Annotated in this window: 18 protein-coding genes; 6 read left to right on the forward strand and 12 right to left on the reverse strand. The window is 54.6% G+C overall.

Annotation, left to right across the window (positions count from 1 at the left end; translation table 11 throughout):
* Positions 1-368: 368 nt before the first annotated feature.
* From E0E29_RS10700 to E0E29_RS10725, 6 genes are all read right to left on the reverse strand, one after another.
* Entirely contained in the window at positions 369-863 is a 495-nt protein-coding gene (locus tag E0E29_RS10700; RefSeq protein ID WP_130849850.1) for an AsnC family protein, read from the reverse strand.
* A gap of 244 nt (positions 864-1,107) precedes the next feature.
* The gene (locus E0E29_RS10705; RefSeq protein WP_118623837.1) at positions 1,108-1,344 is read right to left on the reverse strand and encodes a hypothetical protein; all 237 of its coding nucleotides are present in this window, start codon (positions 1,342-1,344) and stop codon (positions 1,108-1,110) included.
* 51 nt (positions 1,345-1,395) lie between these two features.
* A complete protein-coding gene (locus tag E0E29_RS10710; protein WP_130849851.1) occupies positions 1,396-2,001 on the reverse strand; it encodes an ImmA/IrrE family metallo-endopeptidase in 606 nt (201 codons plus the stop codon).
* Positions 1,998-2,396 (reverse strand): helix-turn-helix domain-containing protein, encoded by a 399-nt coding sequence (locus E0E29_RS10715; RefSeq protein WP_130849852.1) that lies wholly within the window; start codon positions 2,394-2,396, stop codon positions 1,998-2,000. Before E0E29_RS10715 ends, E0E29_RS10710 begins: the two co-directional genes overlap by 4 nt.
* A gap of 123 nt (positions 2,397-2,519) precedes the next feature.
* Positions 2,520-3,479 carry a helix-turn-helix transcriptional regulator gene (locus E0E29_RS10720; RefSeq protein ID WP_130849853.1) on the reverse strand — a complete coding sequence of 320 codons (960 nt, stop codon included), beginning with the start codon at positions 3,477-3,479 and terminating at the stop codon, positions 2,520-2,522.
* 187 nt (positions 3,480-3,666) lie between these two features.
* Positions 3,667-3,924: a helix-turn-helix domain-containing protein gene (locus tag E0E29_RS10725; protein WP_130849854.1), complete on the reverse strand. Its 258-nt coding sequence runs from the start codon at positions 3,922-3,924 to the stop codon at positions 3,667-3,669.
* 157 nt (positions 3,925-4,081) lie between these two features.
* Between E0E29_RS10725 and E0E29_RS10730 the strand changes: the two genes are divergently transcribed.
* From E0E29_RS10730 to E0E29_RS10750, 5 genes are all read left to right on the forward strand, one after another.
* Positions 4,082-4,714, forward strand: coding sequence for a recombinase family protein (locus E0E29_RS10730; RefSeq protein WP_130849855.1), 633 nt, complete (start codon positions 4,082-4,084; stop codon positions 4,712-4,714).
* A 259-nt stretch (positions 4,715-4,973) separates the two neighbouring features.
* Complete coding sequence (locus E0E29_RS10735; protein ID WP_278045161.1) at positions 4,974-5,876, forward strand: zinc-ribbon domain-containing protein; 903 nt, start codon at positions 4,974-4,976, stop codon at positions 5,874-5,876.
* Positions 5,877-5,886: 10 nt separating this feature from the next.
* A complete protein-coding gene (locus tag E0E29_RS18225) occupies positions 5,887-9,789 on the forward strand; it encodes an S-layer homology domain-containing protein (RefSeq protein ID WP_165449875.1) in 3,903 nt (1,300 codons plus the stop codon).
* A gap of 141 nt (positions 9,790-9,930) precedes the next feature.
* Positions 9,931-10,107 carry an integrase DNA-binding domain-containing protein gene (locus E0E29_RS19260; protein WP_130849857.1) on the forward strand — a complete coding sequence of 59 codons (177 nt, stop codon included), beginning with the start codon at positions 9,931-9,933 and terminating at the stop codon, positions 10,105-10,107.
* 288 nt (positions 10,108-10,395) lie between these two features.
* Positions 10,396-12,558 (forward strand): S-layer homology domain-containing protein, encoded by a 2,163-nt coding sequence (locus E0E29_RS10750; RefSeq protein WP_130849858.1) that lies wholly within the window; start codon positions 10,396-10,398, stop codon positions 12,556-12,558.
* A 104-nt stretch (positions 12,559-12,662) separates the two neighbouring features.
* Here E0E29_RS10750 and E0E29_RS10755 read toward each other — a convergent pair whose 3' ends face one another.
* The 3 genes from E0E29_RS10755 to E0E29_RS10765 are packed head-to-tail and all read right to left on the reverse strand — an operon-like array spanning position 12,663 to position 17,388.
* Entirely contained in the window at positions 12,663-14,702 is a 2,040-nt protein-coding gene (locus E0E29_RS10755; RefSeq protein ID WP_130849859.1) for a C40 family peptidase, read from the reverse strand.
* A 6-nt stretch (positions 14,703-14,708) separates the two neighbouring features.
* A complete protein-coding gene (locus E0E29_RS10760) occupies positions 14,709-17,042 on the reverse strand; it encodes a VirB4-like conjugal transfer ATPase, CD1110 family (RefSeq protein WP_130849860.1) in 2,334 nt (777 codons plus the stop codon).
* On the reverse strand, positions 17,035-17,388 hold the full coding sequence (locus E0E29_RS10765; protein ID WP_075704031.1) for a PrgI family protein: 354 nt from the start codon (positions 17,386-17,388) through the stop codon (positions 17,035-17,037). Before E0E29_RS10765 ends, E0E29_RS10760 begins: the two co-directional genes overlap by 8 nt.
* A 103-nt stretch (positions 17,389-17,491) precedes the next feature.
* Between E0E29_RS10765 and E0E29_RS10770 the strand changes: the two genes are divergently transcribed.
* Positions 17,492-17,830, forward strand: coding sequence for a hypothetical protein (locus E0E29_RS10770; RefSeq protein ID WP_118623807.1), 339 nt, complete (start codon positions 17,492-17,494; stop codon positions 17,828-17,830).
* Position 17,831: 1 nt separating this feature from the next.
* On the opposite strand, the gene E0E29_RS10775 is transcribed toward E0E29_RS10770, so the two are convergent.
* The 3 genes from E0E29_RS10775 to E0E29_RS10785 all read right to left on the reverse strand — a co-directional run bounded on the left by E0E29_RS10775 (position 17,832) and on the right by E0E29_RS10785 (position 20,799).
* The gene (locus tag E0E29_RS10775) at positions 17,832-18,677 is read right to left on the reverse strand and encodes a VirB6/TrbL-like conjugal transfer protein, CD1112 family (RefSeq protein WP_130849861.1); all 846 of its coding nucleotides are present in this window, start codon (positions 18,675-18,677) and stop codon (positions 17,832-17,834) included.
* Between the two features lie 65 nt (positions 18,678-18,742).
* On the reverse strand, positions 18,743-19,069 hold the full coding sequence (locus E0E29_RS10780) for a formate hydrogenlyase (protein ID WP_130849862.1): 327 nt from the start codon (positions 19,067-19,069) through the stop codon (positions 18,743-18,745).
* Positions 19,066-20,799, reverse strand: a complete 1,734-nt coding sequence (locus tag E0E29_RS10785; protein ID WP_242622461.1) for a VirD4-like conjugal transfer protein, CD1115 family — start codon at positions 20,797-20,799, stop codon at positions 19,066-19,068. Before E0E29_RS10785 ends, E0E29_RS10780 begins: the two co-directional genes overlap by 4 nt.
* Between the last annotated feature and the right edge of the window lie 68 nt (positions 20,800-20,867).

Raw genomic sequence — 20,867 nt, forward strand, 5'->3', positions numbered from 1 at the left:
GCGCGCCCCGGTGGGAAAAGGGAACAATACGGACAAGGTCCGGCAAGACCTTCACGGGCGTATTTCCGGGATCTCTACTGCTTTCAATCCCGGAGCAGCCCAGCCTCTTCATGCTGGCCAGTGCATTGTGTCTCATTATCTGCCCGGACAGCGTCTCTGCGGGCGGCGCTGCCAACGCCGCCCCCGCGCAGGTAAAATCGCTCGCCGCGGGAAGCTGCAAGGCTTCCCGCGGGTCGTGGCGCACACTGCGCGGATCGCTCTTCTGTCCGGGTGGTTATCCGTATTGCTGGTATGCAATTTTCAAGGAACAGCGAGGGGCATTCGGAGCCCCTCACTGTCCTCCCGAAAATTGCGTTCGGTGAATACCCTTATTTCGAGGAATTTTCAAAAAACTTTTTGAGATCCCGCAGGATGCGGTCTCTCCGCTTGATGACCGCCCGCTGGCTGACGCCCATTCTTTGGGCGTATTCCCGTGTAGACGCGCCGTCGAAGAACAGGGCGTTGATGAGTTCCCGGTCGATATCCTTTAGTGACAGCAGCGCCAGCAAAAGGATCTGCTTCTGTTCTGCCAGATTCCGAAGTTCCTCACGCTCCAGTGCCTCCGTTTCGGCGCTGGGGGCCGTTTCTGCTCCGACATAGTCCGGCAAAAGCGCATCTTCCTCCATCTGCTCCAGAGAGAGCAGTTTTCCGGAGGACTGTTCCTCCATGATGTAGCGCTCCCTGCGGTCTGCCTGCGCATAGGCGAGGTAGACATCCTCCGGCACCTCTACGTCCATACCGTCTACAGTGATGATATTGGCGATGACTTCGCCACCTTCGTTTCGAACGCGCCGATAGTTGCGTTCTTCCTGCCATTTTTTCATGATTCATGACTCCAATCTCAGATTTTTTTGAAATGTCTGAGATGGGGTCACGGATATTTAGCGATATAGGGCTGCCAGCGTCTGCGCATTGTGTGCCTTTCCGCTTTTCAGCCAAAGAAAGGCGCAAAAAAAGAGCCTTACACATAGCTGAAAAGCTACTTGTAAGGCTCCTAACTCAATGTTCCCATATTCGATGATGGGTGGCTGGTGCGCTTGACGAAGTCATATCAATTGGATTTTTAATTTATGCCTGAACATATCCCATAAAGGGGATGGGCGTGTGGATCAGGGGGTGAGCATCCGGTGTCAGTACCGTGATGCCGATTTGTTCGCCGCACTTGGGGCATTTGGCGATCAGGTCAGGGTGTTCCGCTCTGTGCAGAGCAAACAGCCTGTACTGAGACTGCTCCGCACCACTGGGGATATCCGCGATACGGCCCTTGCCGCACAGCGGACAGCGCAGGGAATTGGTTTTTGACATAGCGCCTCTCTTTCTCTGTTCTCTTTTTTGAGAACAACACATGAAAATTTTTTACAGCAGGTTATGGTTCTCCAACCGAATGCGCATGGCCTGTTTGGATACCTGAAAGATACCTGCCATATCCGTCACCAGCTGTTGGTTCGTCCGTCCGGAGCGCAGCTGATAGAAACAGCGCTTGACCTGCGGCAGCGGCAGCAGAAGGATAGAGCCCAGCAGGTTCGCCTGCACTTCCAATGTGTTGTCGCTCTCATCGCCGGAACGGAGCGCCGCGTTTTCGCCGGTCCCGCTGAACTGTTTCTTATGGAGCAGCCAGTGCCCCAGCTCATGGGCGCAGGTAAAGCGCAGCCGCCCGGTAGATGCTTCCTCTTCGCAGAGAGAGCAGTCGATGAGGATGGTGCCGCCCTTGACGGGAAGAAGGTCATAGCGGTGGTTTTCCCGGTCATAGATCGCTGTGAGACCGTCGTCAAAGATTGTCTCGCCCAAAACCCGCCCATTATTCCGCAGATATTGATACTCCAGCACCAGCCCCTGTGCCTCGATGATGTCCTCAATGGGAATGGCTGCGGGGGAACCGTAATAAAGTCTGGGGTCATAGGCGGTGATCACATCGCGGGCGATCCGCTCCAGCGCCTGTTCGCGGTAATATGCTTTTTTCATGCGTCTATTTCACCGCCCTCTTTGGATTTCTTTGCGCGCTGGGTAATCCGGTCGATAAATTCCTGCCACTCCTGGTCTGTGGCGTCTGCCTCCTTTGCCGTGCGGAGCGCGGCCCGGACGATCTCCCGATTCATGATGTAGTCCGGCAGGTCTGCGGATACCCGGTTATTCTGGGACTTGGCGGCAAGATCCAGCATCTGCTCGGTTTCCACCTTGCTCAGATGCAGTTCCTGCTCCAACCGTTCCAAATATGCGCGCGTCGGCGCCGGTCTGCGGTCGTTCTCAATGTTGCTCAGATAGACTGGCGACAAGTCCAGCTTTGCCGCCAGTGTGCGCAGGGACAATCCGATAGATTGCCGTTTCTCTCGAACGAAGCTGCCGAATGTCTGTTCCAAGTAACTCACCTCCTATCCGTGTTCTCTTCTCTGGAAACACTGTAGCCTCAGTATAGCAAACATTCGTTCGATTGGCAAGACGTGAAAAAGGTGGTGTTCCCCGCAGGGAACACCACCCAGAAATTATCTCAGCCACGCTGCCATATCCCGCATTTCCTCCAGCACTGCTGCTGGGCTGACGATGCGAATCTTACCGCTAAAGGTAAAGACCCAACTGAAGAACGGAGGACTTGGCGCGACCTCGACTGTGGCACGGAAATGCTGTTCATCTACAGTTTCCGTCCGCACATTTTCACCGAAGCGGTCGATGACGCTGCGCATGACCTCATTATCGCACAGCAGCTCTACGGTACAGAGGTTGTCCGGGTACATCCCAAACACCTTGCGGACATACTCCGCCGGATCAAAGTCCGGTGTCTGGACTGCCGTATGTTCCAGCGGTTCGACTGCCGTCATGCGATCCACCCGAAATTGTGCAATCTTTCCGTGCTTTTCCGACCAGCCTACGGCATAATAGCAATCTCGGCTCCAGATAAGGGCATACGGGCTGAACTGATAGCGGTAACCGTTATGCTTGAGTATCTTTTCTTTCTGCGGGGTGTATTCGTAATACTGAAAGGTGATCTGCCGTTTTTCCTGAATGGCGTTATGGATCTCATCCACGCTGTAATAGATGCACTCATTCTCCGGTTTGGCGGTACCTTCCATATAAATATGCCGATCCAACTGGCGGGCATGAGATTCACTGGTGAGCTTACCCAACTTTTCAATAAGCCGCTCGCTCTTTTTGGCCGTAATAAAGCGGGAGGATTCCACCGCGTCCACCAGCAGCTTCAGCTCCGGCAGTTCAAACAGCCTCTCCCCCACGAAATATCGATTCTGGGTGCTTTTGACGCATACGATGTCCATACCGCTGCTTTGCAAGACTTCAATAGCGGAATATACGCTCTTGCGCCCCGCCTGAATGCCACACTCCTGCCAGAAGGCAAGAATATCCGCCACAGAGGCCGGATGCTGGTCATCCGTATGCTCATACAGATACCGCTGTAATAGCAGCAGGCCGTATTGGGATTCATTTTTCATGTAGCAGCACTCCATTCAAATGAGAAAAGGCGCGGCGGCAATGTGTAACCGTCAAACGCAGCAGCGGATGAAAGATTTTCCGCGAAAAAGAGAGAATACCCCTTATAGAGCGTAGAGTTCACGCACTATGCGTGTACTCTACGCGAAAAATGGAGGAGCGCTGGCGGTAGAGGCTGAGAAAGAGGCTTCATTTGATTTCCTGTTCCAGCATATCGAATTCAGGTGTGGAGAAGAACTCACCGAGGGTGATCTCAAGACCATCACAAAGCTTCTTAATCGTCACGACGCCCGGATTTTTGCTTTCATCATTAAGGATACTCTTGATGGTTGCCTGAGGAACAGCAGATAGATTTGCTAACCCGTTCGGCGTAATTTTTCGTTCTGCGCAAAGTTGGCGGATGCGAAGTGCAACAGTTTCCCGAGTATCTATAGTGTAAACCTCCATGACGATTTATCACTATGGTAAATTATTTGAGAAAAGGTTATTAGTGATACTTCACTAATTGAAAAATATGTGCTAATATAGTGATATAACACTATATTGCCCATGTGGCCGGCACCTGGCTTACAATTTATCCACCGATAAATTGGGAGGTCAGCACATGGAATACGGTTATGCAAGAGTTTCTACCAAGGAGCAGAATGAACTGCGTCAGCTCATCGCCCTGCGGGAATTCGGGTTAACGGACCGGGCGATTTTTGTGGACAAGCAGTCCGGCAAGGATTTTGACCGCCGCAGCTACCAGCGGCTGCTGCGCAAACTGAAAGACGGCGACACGCTTGTGATCAAGAGCATCGACCGTCTCGGCAGAAACTATGAGGAAATTTTGGAGCAATGGCGCATCATCACAAAGGAAAAGGGTGCGGCAATCGTTGTGCTGGATATGCCGCTGCTTGACACGCGGCGGAATCGAGATCTCACCGGAACGCTGATCGCGGACATCGTGCTGCAGCTGCTATCCTATGTGGCGCAGACAGAGCGCGAGTTCATTCATCAGCGGCAGGCGGAAGGGATCGCCGCAGCGAAGGCACGAGGTGTGAAGTTCGGCAGACCCCGCAAGGCGCTGCCGGAAGGATTCGGCGAAGTCAAAGTGCGTTGGGAGCGCGGCGAGCTGTCCGCACGGGCGGCAGGGAAACTGCTGGGCGTCACCCACCGGAGCTTTTTACTCTGGGCACAGGATGACGGGTGTAAAGAAACCGTTAAGAAAACGCAGAAAGTAAAAAGGGCTGGATAAAAAAGTACGCTTTTTTAGTCGGCTTTAAGCTGTTATCCTATTGATATTCTATTAGAGGAGTGCTATGGTTAAGGTGTAGATTTTATGTATATCGCTGTGGTCGGCAACCTGTACATTTTTATCCACTATGCCAGATACACAATCCGCGATAAAAGACCCTTCCGCCTGTATTGCAGGCGGACAAGTATTCTGCGGGAGGTGAGCAGCGATCCATCCGTCTCTGTACGATTTCTGCGCCGGGCATGAACAAGCTCACCTGCTGACACAATGGGACGATGAACGCAATGCGCCGCTCACGCCGAAGGATGTGACCTACGGAAGCCACCAAAAGGTATGGTGGCGATGCCCCCAAGGCCATTCCTATCGTTCCGAAGTCAGAATCCGCGCGCGGGGAACGGGATGTCCCGTCTGCGCGGGCCGCGCTGTTCTGCCGGAGGAAAACTCTCTGGCGGCAAAATTTCCTGATCTGCTTTCGGAGTGGGACACGGAAAAGAATTCTCCGCTGCTGCCGACGCAGGTCATGCCGGGAGCACACCAGAAGGTCTGGTGGAGGTGTCCGAAAGGACATAGCTGGCAGGCGAGCGTTGCCAGCCGCGTCACATCAAACGCAGGCTGTCCGTTCTGCGCGGGACAAAAGGTCCTGTCCGGATTCAATGATCTCGCTTCGCTGCATCCGCAGCTTGCTGAACAGTGGGATCGGAAAAAGAACGGTGCGCTGACGCCGGAGACGGTGAGCGCATATTCCAATCGCCGCGTGTGGTGGCTCTGTGACAGAGGACATTCTTTCTGTGCGGTCATCGCCCACCGTGTGAACAGGGAAAGCGATTGCCCGTACTGCACCAACCGCAAGGTCCTGCCGGGATTTAATGATCTGGAGACCAAGGAGCCGGTGATCGCATCGCAGTGGCATCCGACCCTTAACGGCAGTTTCACGCCGCAGCAGGTAACGCCCGGCAGCAGCCGGAAGGCATGGTGGCTGTGTGAAAACGGCCATGCGTGGCGGGCGGTCGTCAGCAGCCGCACGGGAAAGCAGCGCTGCGGCTGTCCAATCTGCGCGGGCCGGCCATTGGACCGATGCACAGCGATTTTAAGTGAACCTCCGGCGGAGCCGGTAAAAATAAGTGCCCAAACTGCGGGGAGCCGCAGAAAACATATACTGTAGGAGGATCATTATGAAACATAAGCTGCTATCCATTTTACTATGCCTCGCGATGGCGCTGTCGCTCTTACCGACGGCAGCCCTGGCGGAGGAGGCGACAGGCGCTGGACCGATCAAGGTAGGGGAGACGAGCTATAGTTCGTTTAGCGATGCCGTCAATGCGGCGGAACCTGACGAAAGCGGCGTCATCACCTATAAGATCAGCGGTAAGGTTGATGTGACTGATATCGGCTGGGTGCAGGTCGCAAAAGCTGGTCTGCCCGACCTCTCCAAGGTCGAGTTCATTGGCATAACCGACGATGCGGAAATCTGCATCACCCAAGGCGTAGCGATTCTGGCTGATCAGAGCTATGACATCGACGTTAGCTTTGAGGCCTTAAAGTTGACGAAGTTGAATCCGCAATGGGCGGGTGACTTTGGCCACAGCACGAATTACTTCACCTGCTGGCTCCGCAACACCGGCAGGGCAGAAAACACCGTGACCTACACGAACTGCACCTTCCCCAACGGCGTGTGCAACAACCAGTACGGCAAGACGGTGTTCAACAACTGCCAGTTTACTAACAGTGCCAACTATAATCTTTGGAACTACGGCGGCAACACCGAAGTGAAGAACAGCGCCTTCATCGGTGTCCGCGGTATCAAGACCTACAACGAGGGCACGCTGGCAGTCGCGCCCACGGTGAAGATCGAACAAACCACCTTCAGCGGTCTGACCGAAAAGGCAGCCATCGTCGCTTCCAAGGCGACCGACATCACGCTGACGAATGTGACCGCCACCGGCTGCATTAAGGGCCTGCTTCAGAAGGACATTGAAGGCTCTACTACGGACGAGCAGAAAGTCACCATCGAGGCCAACGGCACCGGTATCAGCGGTGACTTTAATATTACAGCCGAAATGGATGCCGAAGCCGCCAAGAACGAGTTCAACATCACAGCCGGTACGTTCCCCGGAGGAATCAACAATGACTACCTTGCGCCTGGTGCAAATTTTGACGCGACCACAGGCGAGGTTAAAATGTCGTATGTTGCCAAAATCGGCGATACCGAGTATCCCACCCTCGCCGACGCCTTTGCGGCCACAGACAAAACCGGCGACACCGTGATCGAGCTGCTGGACGACATCAATATGACCGGTAAGAACTGGACGCCGGTGAGTGTGGATGGAAACCATGGTCAGGGCGTCATCACCCTGAACGGCAACGGCAAGACCATCACCGGCCTGAGCGCCCCCTTGTTTGCGGGCGGCTTTGCGGGCAAATCCGGCATTGTGATCAGGGATCTGACCATTGCTGATGCGGATATCAACGACCCAACGAATGATCAGGGAATCGGCGCATTTATCAACTGCGTGGATTCCATGCCTCGAATCGAACTGGATAACTGCCATCTGAAGAACAGCAAAATTGTCAGCACCGGCGGCGCGCGCGTCGGCGGTCTGATCGGCTGGACATCCGGCTATAACAAACCGAACGACGGCCCGGTCGATACCAAGGTCACGCTTACAAACTGCTCCGTCGAGGATGTGACGATTGAGGCGAAGGGCTCTGTCGGCGGCCTGATCGGTCACGCCGGTGCGAATCCCGCCACCTACCACACCATCACGGGCTGCACTGTAAAGGACAGCACTCTGACGTGCACTGAGACGGGAAAGAGCTGGTGCGTCGGCGATCTGGTCGGCACGGCGAATGACGGTCAGATCACCGTTGACGCTGCTACTTCCGCAAGCCAGAATACCTTGACGCAGGAAAATGCAGACCCCCAAAAGCCCAAAGACAGCATCTTCGGCCGCGACGCGGTCAACGATACCGGTCTTGTGATCGTTGACAACAAGGTCGTTGCCGCCGGTACTGCTTACGGCGATATTGTTAACAAGAACGCCAACGAAGTGCTTGTGGAGGTTTCGAAGGGTCATTGGGTGAAGCCGAAAGAGGATACGGTCGCTATGATCGGGGCAAGGGAGTACTCCACCCTCCCCGACGCTATCACCGCCGCCAAGGACGGCGACACCATCAAGCTGCTGAAGGACGTGACCGTTACCAAGCCGATTGAAGTCACGAAGAGCATGACGCTTGATCTGAACGGTCATGTACTGACTGCTGCGACGGCATCAACAGCTACCGTAAAAAACAGCGCGATTTGGGTCACTGCTGAAAAGGTAAATTTGACCATCGACGGCACGACCGCAGGGAGCGGTATGACGATGGGAGATACGCATGATACCAACTGGGAGGCAAAAGTGTGGGGCTTTGTTGACCTTCGCGAGGGTTCTGCTGGTTCTACGGTAACTGTTAACGGTGGATCTTATACCGGCAGCACCTGCGCAAGCGACAGCTATCACTACACTGCATTGTTTACGGTGGGCAGTGAGAGCAAGTTGGTCCTGAACAATGTCAGCGCCGAGACGGACGAGCGCGTTGTGAAGGCTTCCAGCTGCGGTGAGGTCGTTGTCTCTGGTGGTACCTATAATATCACTGGTATTAATGCGTTCTTAGGCGCTGCCTTTGAAACCAAGACCGCATCGTTCACCGACATGAAGCTGACCGCAAAATACGGCGGCTGCGTGCAGGTTGGACGCAATGCAACATTGGAAAATTGCGAGATCAAAGTTACGGATATCAGAACTGGAGATGGCACGTACTTGAATTGTGCGGTGGCTGTTCAGTATGGCGGCACCGCCACTGTAAAGAGCGGCACCTATACCGCTCCGTATGCTGCCTATGTTTACAACTCCGGCGGTACGATCAACATTGAGAACGGTACATTTACCGGTGTTGTTCGCGCTGATGCTACAACTGGCAAAACAGCAACTATCAATATCAAAAATGGCTCTTTCAATGGCGAAATTCAGAAGGGCGGCGGCCCGGGCAGCGAGACCATCTCCATCACCGGCGGCACGTTCAGCTTTGATCCGAGCACGAAGGTCAAGAACAACGGGACAGACTACATCGTCAAGCGCGCTGGCAGCGAGGGCGCTTATACCTACACGGTTCTTGCAAAATCCGGTTTGACCTCCGGCGTGTATCTGACAAACCCCTCCGGCGCTCTGGCAAGCAATTACTATGTGAGCAGCACCGCGAACGGTGTCTGGACGGTCAGCTACTCTGCGCCCAGCTCCGGCGGCGGTTCCAGCTCTTCCTCCAGACGCTATGACGTCTCCGCGCCCTCTGTCAAGCACGGCGATGTGACCGTCAGCCCCAAGAGCGCCTCCAAGGGCGATACCGTGACCATCACCGTCAAGCCCGACAGCGGCTATGAGCTGGACACCCTGACCGTGAAGGACGCCAGCGGCAGCAAGATCAAGGTGAAGGATAAGGGCGACGGCAAGTTTACCTTTACCATGCCCGCCTCCAAGGTGACGGTTTCCGCGGAATTCGCTGAGATTGAGACGCTGGACTTCGCGGACGTTCCCACCGACGCCTACTACTATGAGGCTGTGAAGTGGGCCGCCAAGAAGGGCATCACCGGCGGTATTGGCAACGGCCTCTTTGGGCCGAACCAGCCTTGCACCCGCGCACAGATCGTCACCTTCCTGTGGCGTGCTGCCGGTTCCCCCGAACCCAAGACCATGAGCAGCTTCGCCGATGTGTCCATGGATGCCTATTATGCAAAGGCAGTTGCATGGGCAGTAGAGAATGGTATCACCACCGGCACGGGCGATGGCAAATTCAGTCCTGACGCCACTTGCACCCGTGCCCAGAGCGTGACTTTCCTGTTCCGTGCCATTGGTAAGCTGGTCGATAGCAAGGCTGAGTTCAGCGATGTGCTCGCCGACAGCTACTATGCAAACGCGGTGGACTGGGCCGTGGAGAACGGCGTCACAAACGGCATTGGTGATGGCCTGTTCGGGCCAGACAATAGCTGCACCCGCGCACAAATCGTCACTTTCCTTTACAGAGCCTATCAGGGGAAGTAAGGCGAATCGGCAATCCAATAAAAAGCTCCCGCTGAGATCATCCTCGGCGGGAGCTTTTTACTCTGCACGGCAGGGAATTGGCGGAAACATTGCTGCAATGCGAATACTTGACGTATATATCGAAAGCTGTTAGGCGCTCCAATGTGTTATGATAATTCTATCATACATATTGGAGCGCTTTTCCAGAAAGGAGTGTGTGATTTGGCGGAAAAGCGCAAAGATAGGAATGGGCGTGTCCTCAAGACCGGAGAAAATCAGCGCAAAAACGGCACCGATGAATGGCCTATGCTCTTGCGTTGGGGAAGCCAACCCTGCTGATCCACCCTAATACATGGAAAAAGAAATGGCTGAATGTTGTAAAACGTGAAGGCGAGTAGCATATTCAAAAATTTTATCCATCCTCATACTTTAGAACGATTTACATTTTGCGAAGTTGCGGATATAATTACTATGAATCAATATGAAGCGAAAAACTTATGATGAGGGGCGCGCCCCTCATCCCGTGTGTACACACGGGATGATAGCTCTCTGTGACCTGTGGACTTTGCCCGCTGAGGTCAGGCGGGCATGAACAAAACCTGACCACCATACAAAGGAGGACATACCATGAAAAAACGCATCGGAAGTCTGCTTCTTATTCTGGCGCTGTGCTTTACGCTGTTGCCCTCGGCGGCATTTGCGGAAGAGAACGAGCAAAGCAGCAAAATCTCAATCACAACAGTAGATGAACTTTTGCAATTTGCAAAAGCTGTGGACAATGGCGAATATGACGATAAAACAGATGCGGTTGTATCGCTGGATGCAGATTTGGATTTAACAGGTGTTACATGGACACCGATTGGCAGCAAATTTGACACGGATGGAAATCTGCTGCATTACTTCAGCGGCAAATTTTACGGAAACGGGCATACGATTTCCAATTTGGATTTTTCCGCAAACTATGGAAAGACAGAGTATCCGTCTTTCGGATTTTTCAGTGAGGTTTACGGCGCTGAAATTTCCGGTTTGACGATTCAAGGCAATCTTGATGTGTCCAATGCAGGGTATGTCTATTTTGGAACGGTAGCGGGTGTTGCAGCAGACAGTAAAATTTTTGATTGCGTTTCAGATGTATCGTTCACGGATACTGAGAGAGCCGACATCAATGGCACTGTGGCTATGTGCGGATATGCAATAAATAGCACGATTGAGTACTGCCAAAACAAGGGGGATTTTTCAGTAATGAAGGACACCTCCCAATTTTGGATGGGTGGTATCGCAGGTCTTGCTGAAAACAGTACCGTACAGTATTGTGCCAATACAGGCGATATGACTTCTTGGACACCTTCTTCCGGTGGAATTGTTGGACAGTTGATTCAGAACTCAAAGGTCATAAATTGTTATTCCACAGGGAAAATGGCCCCTCTTGGCAAGGGAACTACGGATTTCGGCGGCATTGCAGGTGCAGTTGGCAAAGGTACAGAAATCAGACATTGTTATTTCGCCGGGGAAGTGGATTTGTCTCAATATACTGCCACTAAACCTTATACGCGTTTAGGCGGTATTGCAGGCGGTGTTTCTTCTGATACACCTGTTTTTGAAAACAACTATTTCGTGGAAACTGAAAATGTACCTGCTTGCAGTAAGTATACGGAAGCAGGTACAGCAAAGTCCCTTAAATATATGGAAACTGAGGATTTCTTTAATGAAATCACTGCTGCTGGCGGCAATTATCGATTTAATTCTAATGGAACGCCCCTTTTGCCTGCACCTAAGTATACAGTTTCTTTTGTCGTAACACCTGCTGAATTGACGAATGTAGTCATTAAAGTGAATGGTCAGGAAGTAGCAAGCCCTGTTGGTTTGGAGGCGGGCACTTATGCGGTCGAGGTCAGCGCCGATAATTGTGAGGTTTTCAATTCCAATATTACGATTACGGCTGATACAGCAACTCATACGCAGACCATTACAATGACTTATCGGAGCTCCGGTGGCGACGATAGCGACCCGACTTACGCCATCGAGGTGGGCGAGGACATCCGGAACGGCACAGTGACAGCAAACCGCCGCTACGCCGAGCGTGGTGATACTGTGACAATCACCGTCAAGCCGGACGATGGTTTCAAACTGGATGACCTCACCGTTACCGACAAGAACGGCAATGAATTGAAGTTGACCGACAAGGGCAACGGCAAGTACACTTTTAAAATGCCTGCCGGCAAGGTCACGGTAAGTGCGACCTTTGCGCCGGAGAAAACCGCGGCTGACTATTTTGCCGATGTTCCCGCCAACAGCTATTATGCTGACGCGGTTTTGTGGGCGGCGAAGAACGGCATCACCGGCGGTATTGGCAACGGCCTCTTTGGGCCGAACCAGCCTTGCACCCGCGCACAGATCGTCACCTTCCTGTGGCGTGCTGCCGGTTCCCCCGAACCCAAGACCATGAGCAGCTTCGCCGATGTGTCCATGGATGCCTATTATGCAAAGGCAGTTGCATGGGCAGTAGAGAATGGTATCACCACCGGCACGGGCGATGGCAAATTCAGTCCTGACGCCACTTGCACCCGTGCCCAAAGCGTGACTTTCCTGTTCCGTGCCATTGGTAAGCTGGTCGATAGCAAGGCTGAGTTCAGCGATGTGCTCACCGACAGCTACTATGCAAACGCAGTGGCGTGGGCCGTGGAGAACGGCGTTACCAACGGCATTGGTGATGGCCTGTTTGGACCGAACAATAGCTGCACCCGCGCACAAATCGTTACGTTCCTTTTCAGAGCCTATCAGGGCAAGTAAGAACCCAAGCGGCAGGGAGCCTCTATTGAGGCTCCCTGCCTTTCTCTGTATATCATGGAGCATGATAGCAATCAACTATGAACACATCTCCATGCGCACATTTCTCAATCCGCAAAATACTCGGGCCTGCCAATCGAGGTAAAGCCGCTTTTCCCCGTCACCACCACATTATTCTCGCTGCTGGCACAGTGGATGACCATGATATTACCGCTGCTGTCAAAGCCGCAGACAATACCGACATGGCTGTCGCCTGGATAAAAGACAAGGTCTCCCGGCTGGGCATCGCTCCATGAAATATCGGTGCAATAGCTGTGCTGACTGGACGCTCCACCGCCATGCCCAATGACGTATTGTCCGCCGCTCTGGTTGTAGAATACCCAATCCACCATTCCCGAACAATCCAGTCCGAAGGGCCGCACGGTGCCAGTGGTGGAACTGCCCTCGGCTGTAACTTTCATCGGCATTCCCCAGCGGCTGTCCCAGCCAATAATCAATGACTTTCCTCCCCAGAAATAATGGACTTTGCCCAAGAGTTGATACGCCGTCAGCACAACTTGCCTACGTTCCGCACTAAGGTCGGCGGGGAGATTCTCCATAATTTTCGCCACATTCTCCGGGCTGAGTTCGATATTCTGATAACTTCCCGTCAAAGCCATGAACAGTTCCTGATATTTCGGCTGCATGAGTTCCTCTAACAATCTGCGCTGTTCCGTGTTGAATTGGTATTCATCCGCCATTTGCAGGTGCGTTTTTATTGTGACGATGATATGCAAAATGACCGTATCCGCTTCATCTTTGCCGCCTGGTACTATTTCCGTCCAATAAGTGATGGCGTTCATGTCCCAGAAGATTTCACGAAGGATCTCCATTTTTTCTTCGGTCAGTGTGGCGACCTCATCCGGTGAAGCGTTGTCCGTGGTGGTCCGCACAGCATAAACAGCCAGCACATCCCGCCAGTTGGAAATCATGGCGGCGCTGCCAGCGTTGTCCATGTCCAGTTCATCGTAGGGGTTCTCTGTCTTGATCTGCTCGATCCGGGCGGCGAACTCGCCGTTCAATACGCTGACAGCTTCCGGCATGGTGTAGCCGGTGCCGCTGTCCTCTCCGGAGAAAAAGATCCCAAAAGGCGACACAATCAGAAGTCCAATCAGACAAATCACCAGCACCATGGCTACAACTGTGCTCCCACCAGCCGCTATTGCCGCAAGTAAGCTCTGGGCAGCGGCAATGATGGAGCGCAGCGCGCGGCCCGCCGCCTGCGCGGTTTTTTGCACCGCGGTTTCTGCCGCTTTTGTCATCTGCTGCCGCTTGGCCATCTGCATGGCCGCTTCTCTGGCAGCGTATGTTCCAGCCGCAGTCGCATGGACGGTGGAGGAGCGCACGGCCTGTTCGGCGGACAACACCGCAGATTTGCTGCCCTCACGCGCTTTTGGCACGATCCCTGCAACGTGATTCGGTGTTTTCGGTTCGGGGAGTTGGTGCTTCTTTGGCTGCTGGATGCCGCCGCGCTCTTTGATTCTGCCCCTGCTGGTTGGCTTGAAACCTTCCGTACGCAGCGAATCTCCACGCAGATCATCCTGGTGCCGGAACCGCCGCTCTGCCCGCCTGCGCTGCGCCTGCTGGCGGGACGCTTTGCGGCCCTGCTCTTGAATGAATGTCTGCTGGCCCTGCCGCTGCGACTCAGGCGCTGATGTTACAGCGGTCTCGCCCTGTGCGCTGATATAGGCATTCTTCGTCTTGACTGCCTGCTTCATAGCCGCCTGTCGTGCCTGCTCCCGCACTGGCGGTGAGGGCGCTCTTGCCCTCGCCGCGTCAGTCTCTCTGGTTCGGATGACAGGCGGCACGTCGCTGTTGGAGCTGGGGGCAGAGGCGTCACCCTGGGGTGACGCGCTCTGCTCCGCGTTTTTCTTCTTGCGCTGCTTCAGCAGTTCCTTCTCCGCCCTGCGTAAGGCGCCGGCAGAGGAATCCTCGATGGCGTCGCCGCCATATTCATCCCGCCGCCCCTGCTGGGCGGTATCCCGGAGCTGAGTCCGCAGACGCTCCGAGCCGTCATCCAGCCCCTTGCGCAAAAGTTCCTTTGGCGCGGATACAGCTTTCTCTTTGACACGCTCACCCAGCGTGGGTTTTTCTTTAATTTTCTCCATGGGCTATCACGCAGCCAGGTCCGAGGGCTTCGTGGTCATCATTTGGTACAGCTTGTTCTTGGGAAAATGATCCACGAAAGGCACGATGGCGCTGCCGCACTTGATGAGCCCACGCCCGGAGTCCACATTGGTGATGTAGGAGAGCTGATTATCCGAGATGTTCAGCAGGCGCGCCAGTTCCTCCCGGTCTGTGGCCGCCTGGTTCAGCATGATGAGAAATTCAGAGTTCGCCAGCATGGTGCGGGCCGTGTGGGACTGCAGCAGATCCTCGATATTCTGGCTGATCCCCGTGCCGCAAGCCTGGTATTTTCGCATTCGTTTCCACAGGGTGAACAGGAAATTGGCGCTGTACTCATGCTGGAACAGCAGATAGATCTCATCAATATAGATCCAGGTGTTGCGCTTCAGCCCACGGTTGCGGATGATGCGGTTGAAGATGCTGTCCAGCACCACCAGCATTCCTACCGGCAGAAGCTGCTTGCCAAGGTCTCGGATATCGTAGCAGAGGATACGGGCATTGGTGTCCACATTGGTGGGCTTGGCAAAGGTGTTGAGACTGCCGTCCGTAAACAGCTCAATGGCCAGCGCCACATCCTGTGCTTCCTTTTCCGGCTGGCGGAGCAGCTCCGCGTGGAAGTCCTGCAAGGTGGGGACCGCGCCGTGATAGCCGCTGCGGATATAGTCCCGGTACACCTGCGCGGTACAGCGGTCGATGACGGATTTTTCCTTGGCAGACAGCTTGCCTGCCCCAATGAGCTGTTCACAGAGGGAGAGCAGGAACTCGGATTTCAGCACCACGGGGTTTTCTCCGTCCCCATAGCCCTGCTCCATATCCATGGCGTTGATATGGTTGGGTGAGGTGGCGGAGATGTTGATGACCTGACCGCCCAGTCCTTCGATGAGGGGGCGGTACTCCGACTCCGGATCGATGACGATGATATCGTCCTGCGTGGACAGCGCCAGTGACACCATCTCCTTCTTGGCGCTGAAGGATTTGCCGGAGCCGGAGACGCCCAGAATGAATGCGTTGCCGTTGAGAAGCTGCCTGCGGTCCGCCACGATGAGATTTTTGCTGATGGCGTTCTGCCCGTAGTACACACCGCCACGATCCCAGATCTCCTGGGCCTTAAAGGGCATGAGAACAGCCAGCGCTTCCGTGGTCAGAGTGCGCAGGGCATCGATGCGGCGCAGGCCCAGCGGCAGCGCCGTCACCAGCCCGTCTGCCTGCTGCCAGTTCAGCGTCGTGAGCTGACAGAGGTGCTTGCGGGCAATGGACTGGAGCGTTTCCGTATCACTGTCCAGTTCTTCCTTGCTGTCTGCCAGATGCACCAGCGTCACCACGGCAAACATCATCCGCTGGTCGCGGGTGGTGAGATCGTCCAGCATCTCGCGGGTCTCCTTGCGCTGCTGCTCCAAATCGTAAGGTACTACGGCAGAAAAGTTATTGTTGGCGTTCTGCCGGCGCTGCCAGTTGGTCACATTGGTCTCCACACCCAGCAGGCGGTTCTGCATCTCCCGCACCGCCTCATCGGTAGGGACAGGGATGATGTCAATGGACAGCATGAGACTGCGGTTCAGGCTGGTAAGCTCATTGATCATGGAATCCTTGATGTAGCTGGCATACTCCTTCAAAAAAAGCACCCGGCCATATTTACCGCCCATGATAAAATGATCCTTTTTGAATTCCATGCTGTCCGGGCAGATGGCGTTCTTGAAGGAACGCCCGTTCTTCATGTTCTCCCGGAGGTCAAAGCGGAACTCGCTTTCCTCTCCCACACGGTAGAAATCATGCAGGATGTGGAGTCGGTCTGCCGCATCCATCTCCTCGCAGTGGGAGTCCATGTGGTTCAGACGGGAAGAGGCGTCATGGACCGTGCGGTCAAAAAATGCGCGGGCCTCCTCTACATTTTTCTTGTGGACGGACAGGGTGATGTAGCGCTCCTGCACCACGCTGTTGGAGGAGTCCGTCACCTTATCCAGCAGCATGGCGTTGTATTCCTTGCGTCCGCCGTCCAGATCGTCTCCCTTGGGCGGGATGAGGATCTCCTGCTCAAAATTGCGCCGGTCCAGGCGCTTATTGTTGATGGTGATCTTCGTGGTGGAGCCGGTGTCCAGTGCGTTCAGCAGCTCGGAATAGCTGAGAAACATGGCTGTCTTATCCTCTTTCGAGGCGATGGCGTAGTTGATGTCGCTAAAACGCAGTGTTTTAGAATACTTGCTGCCAAATTGAAAGACCCCATCCGGCCAGATGCGGCGGATGGGGATGATGTCCTGTACAGATCTCGGAACCGTAAACCTTTCTTTGTCCTGCTTCAGTGTATTTTGCAGAGTTTTAATCAAGTTTGAGAGCCTCCTTTATCGTTGAATTTTCCAGAGCTTTGGCGTATATGTTGTCCGATTTGAACACGAGCCTGCGGGGAAACAGGAATTCCGAGCGGATATACGCGAGCAGAAAGCGTTCCAGCGTCATGCCGTTATACTGAAAAAAGCCGCCCAGGGCAAAGGGAAAGGCTGCAAGCACGCAGACCCAGCCGATCTCCCCATTCCCCAGCACAGGGCGCAGGCCGAAATATACGCCCACCGCCACGGCGACCGCCAGCAGTGCGAACAGCAACTGCCGCAGGGACAGGCCGAAGAATAGACTCTCCTGGTAATTTCGTACTTCTTTGTTGATGCGGACCTCCAATGGATCACCTCCGAGTTTTTTCTGAGTTTTGCTGAACAGACTCTTGCTTTGTCTGTGCAGTCATGGTACTATGCCACAAACCCGATGAAGGAGGTCGTGACACATGATCGCTTTTCTGATGATCGCCGGGCTTGGCGTCCTGGCGCTTCTCTCCCGGCTGGCCGCGCTGACACGGATGACCATCCCGCTTTTGTACACCGTGTCCATGCTGACGGTGTTCCACGGTTGGTATCGCACCCATACCGTGCTGGCAGACCGCATCCTGTTCGCTCTTGTAGGGCTGGTGGTGCTGTCCTGGCTGCTTTCACTGATCCGCTTTGTCTGCGATCTTGTTATGCAGGCACGGGATGACGCTGCCGCTATGGAGTATTTCTCCTACCGTGTTCGCAAAGCACGGGAGAACGGCGAAGACACCGTCAGCACAGAGGGCCTGTGGCGCTGAATCAGCCAAGGCCCATCAGCTCCCGGATGATGCGGTCGCTCATCTTGATCGCGCCCACCAGCACCAGCATATTGAAGATCAGTTCGCCCACATAGTTCCATACGATAGTGGCTGCCGCCAGCGTATCGTCCGCGATGGCGGGCGGGGACGAGGCAAAGGCAGAGAAGATCACACAGGCCAATACGATGACACAGCCCTCCAGACAGATGGCGGCATAGCTTTTCAAAAAGGCTACGCCGATACTGCTGGAGGGCTGTCCCGCAAAGCTGGCCAGCGGGATGGGTGCGATGGCTGTGGCGATGTAGAGCTTAAAAAAACGGCTATATACCGTCAGTATCATGACAAGGGAGAGCACCCAGATAAAGAGCGAGCCCAGCAGCGTCACCGCCCAAAGGGGGATGGAGTCAATAAAGCCCACATCCTCGATGACACTCACCAGTTCATCCGGTAATGTGGTGGCAGACATCGCCGTCAGCCCGGAGGAATCCATGATGGTCGTCACCATGCCCTGGGCAACGCGAAACGCGCCGGTCATCAGCTCCATGCCCCACGATACCGCCGCCTGCGCCAGCACAAAGCGGATGAAGCATTTGAAGGCCACTTCCGGCTTCTTCATCTCGGTAAAGCTGCCGCAGGTCTTGACCACGCCCATCACGAAAAACAGCACCAACAGCGCATACCCCACAGCTTTTAATCCATCGTTGATGTTCACGATGGCATTCCAGACACCGCCGCCCTTAAAGGACTCCGGCGAGGTGCTGATAAGCTGCCAGATCTCTGCCAGCCTGCCGTTCCACATTTCCAGCGCGGAGTTTAAGTTGTCTACGATCCAGTTTCCACTTCCCATTCAAAATCACCTCCTACGGGAAGAACAGGGTGAACGGTATCATGCCGTTCACCCTGCCGCGTTTTTCAGCCGGTGATGAGGGAGAGAATCTCCTTGGTGAAGGTAATGACGATGCCGCCTGCCACTGTCAGCATGCCGTTGGCGCGCTGGGATGGATCATGGCTCTTGAGAGACAGACCCACCTGCAGGATGCCGAAGCCCAGCAGAATAAGACCAATGGCGCGGATCAGCGAGAAAATGAAATCAGACAGGTTGTTGACCACCGTCAGCGGGTCATCTGCCGCCAGCGCAGGCACTGCGGTGGCGACCAGAAGCAGAGTAACGCAGGCAAAAACGGAATAGACGCGCTTTGCCTTTCTCTCGAAATTTTTGTTGTTCAAATCATGTTTCATGCTGCAGCATTCTCCTTTTCATTGTCAAAATCAATCTGGAACAGCGGCTCTCCCGTAATAGGAGGCTCCACCGTTCCGTGGTGGATGTAGGGCGGTCCGCCGCCGTCCATCGTATAGCGGATGGCGGGATGCTCCATGAGCTCATACTTTTCGTCCATCACCGGCCGTGTGCCGCGGATGAACAGAATACAATACCGGTTATCCAGCATCCGCACCTCGTCCGGCGTCAGCAGTTCCCGCCCACTGATCTGGAAGTTGGTGGAGTAAGACCCGGACCGCCCTTTGGTCTGCCCGTGGGTCTTGGTGTCGATGGTGGACTTGCCCAACGCCTCGGAAATGTACTTGTGGGTGCTTGCCTCGTTACCGCCCAGATAGAGCAGCGTGTCCGAGTTGCCGGGGATGGTTTCCCATGAGTCCTTATACAGCTCCTTGATCTGCGCCATGTTCTGGATGATGGTGCTGCAGGAGATGTTGCGTGAGCGCATAGTCGCAAGCTCCCGCGGCAGCCCCGGCAGATTGACCGATGGCGCTTCATCCAAGATGAAATGCACATGGCAGGGCAAGGCTCCGTGATGGATCTGGTCTGCGCAGTAGTAAAGGGTCTGGAAGATCTGGGAGTACAGAAGACTCACTAAAAAAGTAAAGGTCGTATCATTATCCGGGATGACGGCGTACAGAGCGCACTTTCGCTCTCCCAGCGTGTAGAGATCCATGTCATCATGGTCGGTGACAGCTTTGATCTGCGGCAGATTGAAGGGTGCCAGCCGCACAGCGGCAGACACCAGAATCGATTTTGCCGTCTTGCCCGCCGCCTGCTTGAAAACCTTATATTGCCGCAGGGCAACACTTTCCGGGTTCTCATACTCCATTGCCCGGAACAGCAGATCCAGCGGGGAGACATACTCGTCATCGTCCTCCTTCACTTCGGCATATTCCAGCACACGCATCACCATGGAAAAATTCTGCTCATATTCCGGCGCTTCCTGGAACAGCATGAGGATGATGGCCTGCAGCAGTGCTGTCTCGGACTTCGACCAGAACGGGTCGGACTCGTGACTGCCCTTGGGCGTCGTTGCCTGGATCAGCGTGTTGACCAGCTTCAGCGCGTCTTTTTCATCCCGCAGGTAGCGGAAGGGGTTATAGCCGTCTGACTGCGACAGATCCACCAGATTCAGCACTCGGATGTCGTATCCCTGCCGTTTCAGATACCCTCCGGTGGCGGTCAGCACCTCCATCTTCGGGTCCGTGATCACATAGTTGCTGTTTGCTTCCAGAATGTTGGGCTTGACATAGCCGCGGGTTTTGGCCGCGCCGCTGCCGCCAATGACCAGCACATTCAGTGAGCGCCGGTGCTTGTGGGTATCCAGCCCCAGCCGCACATGGCGGGTGAGGATCTTGTTCTGCTTTTGACGGAACTGCGCGTTGAGCTGTCGGGGAGAGCCCCATGCGGCGGAGCCGTGTTCCTCTCCGTCCCGTGTCCTGCCCTGTCCGGAAGCATAGAGACACAGCCCCATGAGATATGCGCCGGTGCAGACGAGAATGGACAACAGACTCTTGTCTGTCCATTGGATCTGGAAGGGTTGCTCCAGCGCGGCAGTTAAGTTTGATAGCAGCTCCGGTAGACCGCCGCCAAGGGACTGGGCGATCAGCAGCGCCGCCCATACCACAGGGATATAGAGGAACAGGGCAAGTACCAGATCCGTTGTTTGGGATGTCTTTTTCAGCCGCATCACCTCCTGCATAAAAAATACGAGGCCGGCAGAGTAGAATGCTCTGCCGGCCTCGCTGACGAAACGGC

This window comes from Intestinimonas timonensis (genome assembly GCF_900626145.1).
Classification (GTDB): domain Bacteria; phylum Bacillota; class Clostridia; order Oscillospirales; family Oscillospiraceae; genus Intestinimonas; species Intestinimonas aquisgranensis.